Origin of the sequence: Rhizobium sophoriradicis, assembly GCF_025200795.1 — a bacterium.
Classification (GTDB): domain Bacteria; phylum Pseudomonadota; class Alphaproteobacteria; order Rhizobiales; family Rhizobiaceae; genus Rhizobium; species Rhizobium sophoriradicis.
In genome coordinates this window covers 4,494,876-4,502,135 of sequence record NZ_CP104152.1, presented here as the reverse complement: position 1 = coordinate 4,502,135, position 7,260 = coordinate 4,494,876, and the positions used below count along the sequence as shown (strand labels likewise).

General features: G+C 62.2%; 6 protein-coding genes. 3 read left to right on the top strand and 3 right to left on the bottom strand.

Features of this window, described 5'->3' with window-relative positions; all coding sequences use genetic code 11:
• Nucleotides 1-841: 841 nt before the first annotated feature.
• From rpsT to mutM, 3 genes are all read right to left on the bottom strand, one after another.
• Complete coding sequence (gene rpsT, locus N2597_RS22020) at nucleotides 842-1,120, bottom strand: 30S ribosomal protein S20 (protein ID WP_008524652.1); 279 nt, start codon at nucleotides 1,118-1,120, stop codon at nucleotides 842-844.
• A gap of 191 nt (nucleotides 1,121-1,311) precedes the next feature.
• Nucleotides 1,312-2,085, bottom strand: a complete 774-nt coding sequence (locus tag N2597_RS22015; protein ID WP_106796113.1) for an enoyl-CoA hydratase — start codon at nucleotides 2,083-2,085, stop codon at nucleotides 1,312-1,314.
• Between the two features lie 19 nt (nucleotides 2,086-2,104).
• Nucleotides 2,105-2,995, bottom strand: coding sequence for a bifunctional DNA-formamidopyrimidine glycosylase/DNA-(apurinic or apyrimidinic site) lyase (gene mutM, locus N2597_RS22010; RefSeq protein ID WP_183600035.1), 891 nt, complete (start codon nucleotides 2,993-2,995; stop codon nucleotides 2,105-2,107).
• A gap of 149 nt (nucleotides 2,996-3,144) precedes the next feature.
• Between mutM and ubiE the strand changes: the two genes are divergently transcribed.
• The 3 genes from ubiE to N2597_RS21995 all read left to right on the top strand — a co-directional run bounded on the left by ubiE (nucleotide 3,145) and on the right by N2597_RS21995 (nucleotide 7,212).
• Nucleotides 3,145-3,921 carry a bifunctional demethylmenaquinone methyltransferase/2-methoxy-6-polyprenyl-1,4-benzoquinol methylase UbiE gene (gene ubiE / locus N2597_RS22005; protein WP_183600037.1) on the top strand — a complete coding sequence of 259 codons (777 nt, stop codon included), beginning with the start codon at nucleotides 3,145-3,147 and terminating at the stop codon, nucleotides 3,919-3,921.
• A 48-nt stretch (nucleotides 3,922-3,969) separates the two neighbouring features.
• A complete protein-coding gene (ubiB, locus tag N2597_RS22000) occupies nucleotides 3,970-5,544 on the top strand; it encodes a 2-polyprenylphenol 6-hydroxylase (RefSeq protein ID WP_077991225.1) in 1,575 nt (524 codons plus the stop codon).
• A gap of 90 nt (nucleotides 5,545-5,634) precedes the next feature.
• A complete protein-coding gene (locus N2597_RS21995; protein ID WP_183600039.1) occupies nucleotides 5,635-7,212 on the top strand; it encodes an aromatic amino acid lyase in 1,578 nt (525 codons plus the stop codon).
• Nucleotides 7,213-7,260: the final 48 nt, after the last annotated feature.

Sequence of the window (7,260 nt, the reverse complement as noted above, 5' to 3'; positions counted from 1 at the left end):
AGTGCCGCCTTTCAATTCCACCGGCCGGCCTCCGCTAAAACAGCCGCCCGAGCATTCCCCGCCTTTGACGGGCTGGCGGCATCCTCATGAAGCCGCTCGCCTGCCGGTTCACTCAAACACGGCACAGAACTCCGGTGCAGGGACCGCGTTCATGCGGTACCTTCATCGGCTTTCCATGCCAGGCTGGCGGTCAAACCTCGTTTTCGGCCGACCAGCCCGAACGCAATATTACTATCCCCTATCCCGCAGCCTCACGTTAAACGTGGGGTTGCCATAGGCACAAAACATCCCTGCCCCGTAACAGCCACGTTACGGCTCAAATCCGTCGAGTGCTTGAAAAAACGGAAGCGCAAGGCTCCGTAACAAATGGTACAAACCTATCGCCCTGCCGACGTGGCAGTTAAGACCGAGCCTCTGCAGGTGATGTCCGCGCCCTTTGTTGAAAGCCATTTAGGCAGGATCAAATGGCAAGATCAACGATGAATTTTACGCAAAATTAAGATGCGGCCATTGACTCCGCCCGCCCTTTTCGGGCGTCACACCACCGTCAAAAAAGAATCGCTTTTGAATCAAGGAGATTCCCCGTTCGGGCTATTTTGACACGCAATGAAAGAAAAAAAATAAAAATCTTCTTGACTCGCCCAGGGTCACCGGAGCGCAGGCCAGAGTCGCGCGGCGCCGAAGCATCCTATCGCAAGTCATTGTTTTTTATGGACTTTTCCTGTCATGGCAGTGACACGAAACAGTCGTGCGATTAACCATGAAGAGGCCAAACAGCGGAATCGAAAAAGCCCGGTAAAATTACCGGGCTAATCATAACGAGGAGGTCGTTAATGGAAGATTACGCGGTCGCGGAGACCGAAAGAGCCTTCACACGAGCGGCCAGGCGCGAGACCTTGCGGGATGCCGTGTTGGAGTGCAGCACGCCCTTGCTGGCGGCGCGGGCAAGCTCCGGCTGAGCGGCCAGGAAAGCGGCCTTCGCCTTGTCGGCGTCACCGGATGCGATAGCCTCTTCGACCTGGCGAACGAAAGTACGAACGCGCGAGCGACGAGCCTTATTGACGTCGGTACGGCGGGCGATCTTGCGGGTCGCTTTTTTCGCCGAAGTTGTATTGGCCATGGATGCCTCTCTCAAGAAATCGAACAAACTCCGCCATTACCGCGGGCCCTGCGGCCACCAAATCCAGCAATGCGGGAGCAATCGCGGAAAACCAGAGCGGCTTTCCGAACCGTGGGCGGGCATATAACCCTAAAGCCTGCCCACGTCAACGCGGATTTTCAAGCTTTCCAGCCGGAAGCGCCGAAAAGCATTCAACGGTGCTTAAAGGCAGGTTTGCGCTTCTCGACAAAGGCCGCCATGCCTTCTTTCTGATCATCGGTGGCAAAGAGACTGTGGAACAGGCGGCGCTCGAAGCGGAGCCCCTCCTCCAGCGTCGTTTCGAAGGCACGGTTGACCGCCTCCTTGGCCATCATCACCGAGGGCTGCGAAAGGGAGGCGATCTTTTCCGCCGCGGTAAGCGCCTCGTCGAGCAGACGCTCGGGCGCCACCACACGCGAAACGAGTCCCGATCGTTCGGCTTCCGCCGCATCCATCATCCGGCCGGTCAGGACAAGATCCATCGCCTTCGCCTTGCCGACGGCGCGCGTCAGCCGCTGCGAGCCGCCCATGCCGGGGATGACGCCGAGGGTGATTTCCGGCTGGCCGAATTTCGCCGTCTCCGAGGCGATGATGAAATCGCACATCATGGCGAGCTCGCAACCGCCGCCGAGGGCAAAACCGCTGACGGCGGCGATGACAGGCTTGCGGGCCTTGGCGACGTCGTCCCAGCCGCTGATGAAATCACTCTTATAGATGTCGGCGAACTGGAGCGACTGCATTTCCTTGATGTCGGCGCCGGCGGCAAAGGCGCGTTCGGAGCCGGTGATGACGATCGCGCCGATCGCCTCGTCGGCATGGAAGGAGGCGTAGGCCGCCTTCAACTCCTTGAGGACGGTGGAGTTCAACGCATTCAGCGCCTGCGGGCGGTTCAGCGTGACGAGGCCGACATTGCCTCGGGTTTCGACGATCAGGGTCTCGTAAGCCATGCTGGTCTCCCGTTTTCTCTCATTTCTGGCAGGCGGCGCAATAGAAGGTGGAGCGACCCGCCTGCACGATACGGGCGACCGTACCGCCGCAGCCGGGCGTGCCGCAAGCCTGGCCTTCGCGATCATAGACGGAGAAGGAATGCTGGAAATAGCCGAGCGATCCGTCCGTCTGGATATGGTCGCGCAGCGACGATCCGCCGGCGGCGATGGCATCGGCGATGACGTCGCGGATCGAGGCGACGAGCAGGCCGAGCTTTTCCTTCGGCTTGCCGCCCGGTGTCACCAGGGTGCCGGCGGCGCGGATGGGCGAAAGTTGCGAACGCCATAGCGCTTCGCAGACATATATATTGCCGAGACCGGCGATGTTCTTCTGGTCGAGAAGCGCGCTCTTCAAGGGCTGCGCCTTGTCGCGGAAACGGTCGGCGAGATAGGCGGCGCCGAGATCGTTTCCCGTCGGCTCCGGGCCTAGATCGCGGAAGAAAGGGTGGGCGGCAAGATCGGCTCGTCTTACCATATCCATGAAGCCGAAACGGCGCGGGTCGTTATAGACGACGCGGCGCGGGCCGCCCGAGCCCTCGAGATGAAAGACGACGTGATCGTGCTTCTCGTCCTTGGTGCGGGCATGGTGGAATTCGCCCGGTGTTTCGGAAACGGCCCCCTCCTCGATGCGGAAGGAACCCGACATGCCGAGATGGGAAATCAGCGTATTGCCGTCGTCGAGATCGACCAGCAGATATTTGGCGCGGCGGCCAAGCCCGATAATGGTGCGGCCGGAAACCCTGTCCACCAGGGCATCGGGAAAGGGGAAGCGCAGGTCCCTGCGGCGCAGCTCCAGCCTTGCGACGCGAGCCCCTTCCATCGCCGGCGCCAGCCCGCGTTTGACCGTTTCGACTTCTGGCAATTCCGGCATCTTAACCCATCTATATCGAACGTGTTTCAACCGAGGACGATGTGCGCTATAGCGCCAGTGAGCCGCGGAGAGCGCGGCCCAGTGATAACGTCGCGCGCGGTCTTTCGCTATGGCCGCGTGCCCGAATCTTGAAGGAACGGAGCAGCCTGATGTCAGAAAGCCGCACTTCCGCCGATGGCGGCATGGAGACCTCCTACGGCTTTCGCGAAGTGCCCGGCGGCGAGAAGCAGGGCATGGTCAACCAGGTGTTCCACAAGGTCGCCAAACGCTACGACATCATGAACGACGTCATGTCGATGGGCATGCACCGCGCTTGGAAGGATGCGATGATCGCCGCGCTCAATCCGCGCAAGGAACCGGGCTACAAGGTGCTCGACGTTGCCGGCGGCACCGGCGACATCGCCTTCCGCATCGTCGAGGCTTCGGGCCGGCAGGCGCATGCGACCGTGCTCGACATCAACGGCTCGATGCTCGGCGTCGGCGCCGAACGGGCGGAAAAGAAGAAGCTTTCCGGCAATCTGACCTTCATCGAGGCGAATGCCGAAACGCTGCCTTTCGAGCCCGCCAGCTTCGACGCCTATACGATCGCCTTCGGCATCCGCAACGTGCCGCGGATCGATATCGCGCTCTCTGAGGCCTATCGTGTGCTGAAGCGCGGCGGCCGGCTGCTGGTGCTGGAATTTTCCGAAGTCGACATGCCGCTGCTCGACAAGATCTATGACGCCTGGTCGTTCAACGCCATTCCGCAATTCGGCAAGGCGATCACCGGCGATGCCGAACCCTACCAGTATCTGGTGGAATCGATCCGCAAATTCCCGAACCAAGAGAATTTCGCGGCGATGATCCGCCAAGCCGGCTTTTCGCGCGTCAGCTACACCAATTATACCGGCGGCATCGCCGCACTGCATTCCGGCTGGAAGCTCTGAGGGAATGAGGGAAATAAAGACAAACCTCCCTCGGCGGAGCATTTCGGCATGAGCACTTTCGGAGCCTATTTCCGCCTTTGGCGCGTCGGCTGGGTGCTCGTGCGTGAGGGCGTCGTCTCGGCGCTTCCTTCCGAAGGCCTGCCGCCTTCGGTCGCGCTCGCCAAATCCGTCGTCACGATTTTCGAGCGAAGCAAGGCAAAGCATCAGAAGCGCAGCGACCGGCTGGCGCAAGCCGTCGAGCGGCTTGGTCCCTCCTATGTGAAGATCGGGCAGTTCCTGGCGACGCGGCCTGACGTGGTCGGCGTCGAATTCGCCAACGACCTGTCGCAGCTGCAGGACCGCATGGCCTTCTTTCCCTCGGCTGCCGCCAAGGCGAATATCGAAGGCTCGCTCGGGCGGCCGATCGGCGAACTCTATGCGAGCTTCGGCGAGCCGATCGCCGCCGCCTCGATCGCACAGGTGCACCCGGCCGAAGTGGAGACACCGCAAGGCCGAAAGAAGGTCGCCGTCAAGATCGTGCGACCCGGCGTGCGCCAGCGTTTTGCGCACGACATCGAGGCCATGTACCTCGTCGCCCATATGCAGGAGCGTTTCATGCCGTCGAGCCGGCGGTTGCGGCCGGTCGAGGTGACGAAGACGCTCGAACAGACGACGAAGGTGGAGATGGATCTTCGCCTGGAGGCGGCAGCGCTTTCGGAGATCGCCGAAAATACCGACAGCGATCCCGGCTTCCGCGTACCGAAGGTAGACTGGGAGCGCACGGGCCGCGACGTCATCACCATGGAGTGGATCGACGGCACGAGAATGTCTGACGTCGAAGGGCTGCGCGCGGCCGGCCACGATCTCAACCTGCTCGCCGACACGCTGATCCAGTCGTTCCTGCGCCATACGCTGCGCGACGGCTTCTTCCATGCCGACATGCACCCGGGCAATCTCTTCGTCGATGCCGGTGGCATGATCGTCGCCGTCGACATGGGCATTGTCGGGCGGCTCGGCAAGAAGGAGCGGCGGTTCCTCGCCGAAATCCTCTACGGCTTCATCACCCGCGATTACGTCCGCGTCGCCGAGGTGCATTTCGAGGCGGGCTATGTACCCGGCCACCACAATGTCGAGAGCTTCGCCCAGGCAATCCGGGCGATCGGCGAGCCGATCCATGGACAGCCGGCCGAGACGATCTCGATGGGCAAGCTGCTGACGCTGCTGTTCGAAGTGACCGAACTCTTCGACATGGCGACACGGCCGGAACTGGTGATGCTGCAGAAGACCATGGTCGTCGTCGAGGGCGTGTCGCGCATGCTCAACCCGCGTTTCAACATGTGGAAAGCCTCCGAGCCCGTCGTCGGCGACTGGATTCGCACCAATCTCGGGCCTAAGCGGATCGCGACTGATCTCAAGGACGGGCTGAAGGCGGCGGTCAAGCTTGCCGAAGCAGTGCCGGAAATTGCCGCAAAGACCGAAAAATTCCACCATCAGCTCCTGCATATGAGCGAGCACGGCCTGCGTTTCGACGAGGAGACAGCCGAGGCGATCGGCAAGGCGGAAGCACGGCACAACCGCTCGGCCAGGATCGCGCTGTGGGTCATCGCATTGACGCTTCTCTATATTGCCTGGATGCTGAGCTGACCGCCTCCCGATAACATGCTGTGTTCGGCATTTAGGATATCCCATGTAACGGAGGGCTCGCTTAGTCTCACCGTTTAGGAGATCTGGCACATGCAGCACGAACGCCCCGGCATCGAACTTTCCGGACGACCGCTTGGTTTTGCCGAGATGGTGACTATCGGTGCGGGCAAGGCGACGATTTCTGCTTCGCCGACCGGCATGGCCCGCATCGCCATCGCCCGCGAGATTGTCGAGGATGCGATCGCCTCAGGCATGCCGGTCTACGGCTCGACAACAGGTGTCGGGGCCATGAAGGATGTGGAGTGGTCGGCCGACGAACTCGACACCTTCAATCTCGGCCTGGTGCGCGCCCATCATTTCGGCACCGGCACGCCGTTTTCCTGCAACGTCGTGCGCAATGCCATGGCGATCCGCGTCAATACGGCGCTGACCGGCCAGGTCGGCTGCACGCCCGAGCTGATCCAGGCCTATATCACGATGCTGGAAGCCGATCTCATTCCGGTCGTGCGCCGCACCGGCTCGATCGGCTGCGCCGATATCGGCCTGATGGGGCAGATCGGCGCGGTGCTGACCGGCGTCGGCGAAGCGGTCTACCGCGGCAATCGGATGCAGGCAGCCGACGCCTTCCGGGCCGCGAGACTGCAACCGGTGCGAATGGCGCCCCGCGACAGCCTCGCCTCGCTGAGCGTCAATGCGGTGAGCTTTGCTGCGGCGGCGGAAACGACACGCAATGCGGCGGCCTCGATCCGCGTCCTGCTGGCGACGGCGATGATGGCGGCTGGCGCGCTCGGCGCCTCCCGCGACCCCTGGAAGGCCGTCCGCCATGTCGGCACGGCGCGCGAGGCGCTGATCGGCGCCTGGCTCTGCAATGCGTCGGAGGAATGGAACTGGCCGGTTGCAACGCATGTGCAGGATCCCCTCAGCCTGCGCATGATCGCCCAGGTGTTCGGTGCGGTCATCGAAAACCTGCTGTCAACAGGCCATAAGATCCTTGCCGCCACCGGCCGCTCGGACGACAATCCCGTGGTGGTGGAAGGCAGGGTGATGACCTCGGGTGGATCGCTGCCGCTCGATGTGACGATCCTGCTCGAATCGGCGGCGCTGTGCATGGCGCATGCGGCGCGCAACGCCTTCAACCGCTGCGTCATTCTCGGCAACGGCCAGCGGCGCGACCTGCCGGTCAATCTGGTACCGCCGGGTCGGATCGCCACCGGCTTCGGGCCGATCATCAAGCTCGCCGGCGAGATCTTCTCGCGCGTCTTGTCGATGTCCGGCCCCGTTTCGGCGCAGTCGCTGGTCGTTGCGGCCGGCCTCGAGGACGAGGCGGCCTTCCTGCCGCTCGTCATCGAGCGCTTCGAGCGGCAGATGCAGGCGCTGAAGCGGCTTGCCGCACTCGAGGCGCTGCTCTCGGCCCAGGCAATCGACATTCTCGGAGACGAACCGAAGGGTGTTGCCGGCATGCTTTATCAGGTCGTGCGCAAACATGCGGCGTTTTATACCGTCGACCGGCCGCTTTCGGCCGAGGTGGAGGCGATCGAGGAAGAGCTCGGATCGGACGACTTTCTGACAAAACTGACCGAACAGGTGCCGATCGCCTCCTTCGACGATTTCTTCGCACTCGGCTCGCCGGAGCCCATCGAGGAGCGGCTGGCGAGCCGAACAGGATGATGCCGGGCCAAGGACTGAAAATCTGGATCCTGTTCTACATTAACCAGA

Bases quoted from the DNA above. Each gene is read 5' to 3' on its own strand.
- ubiE (WP_183600037.1), top strand. From the start codon at position 3,145: ATGTCAGAAAGCCGCACTTCCGCCGATGGCGGCATGGAGACCTCCTAC.
- rpsT (WP_008524652.1), bottom strand. From the start codon at position 1,120: ATGGCCAATACAACTTCGGCGAAAAAAGCGACCCGCAAGATCGCCCGC.
- mutM (WP_183600035.1), bottom strand. From the start codon at position 2,995: ATGCCGGAATTGCCAGAAGTCGAAACGGTCAAACGCGGGCTGGCGCCG.
- N2597_RS22015 (WP_106796113.1), bottom strand. From the start codon at position 2,085: ATGGCTTACGAGACCCTGATCGTCGAAACCCGAGGCAATGTCGGCCTC.
- N2597_RS21995 (WP_183600039.1), top strand. From the start codon at position 5,635: ATGCAGCACGAACGCCCCGGCATCGAACTTTCCGGACGACCGCTTGGT.
- ubiB (WP_077991225.1), top strand. From the start codon at position 3,970: ATGAGCACTTTCGGAGCCTATTTCCGCCTTTGGCGCGTCGGCTGGGTG.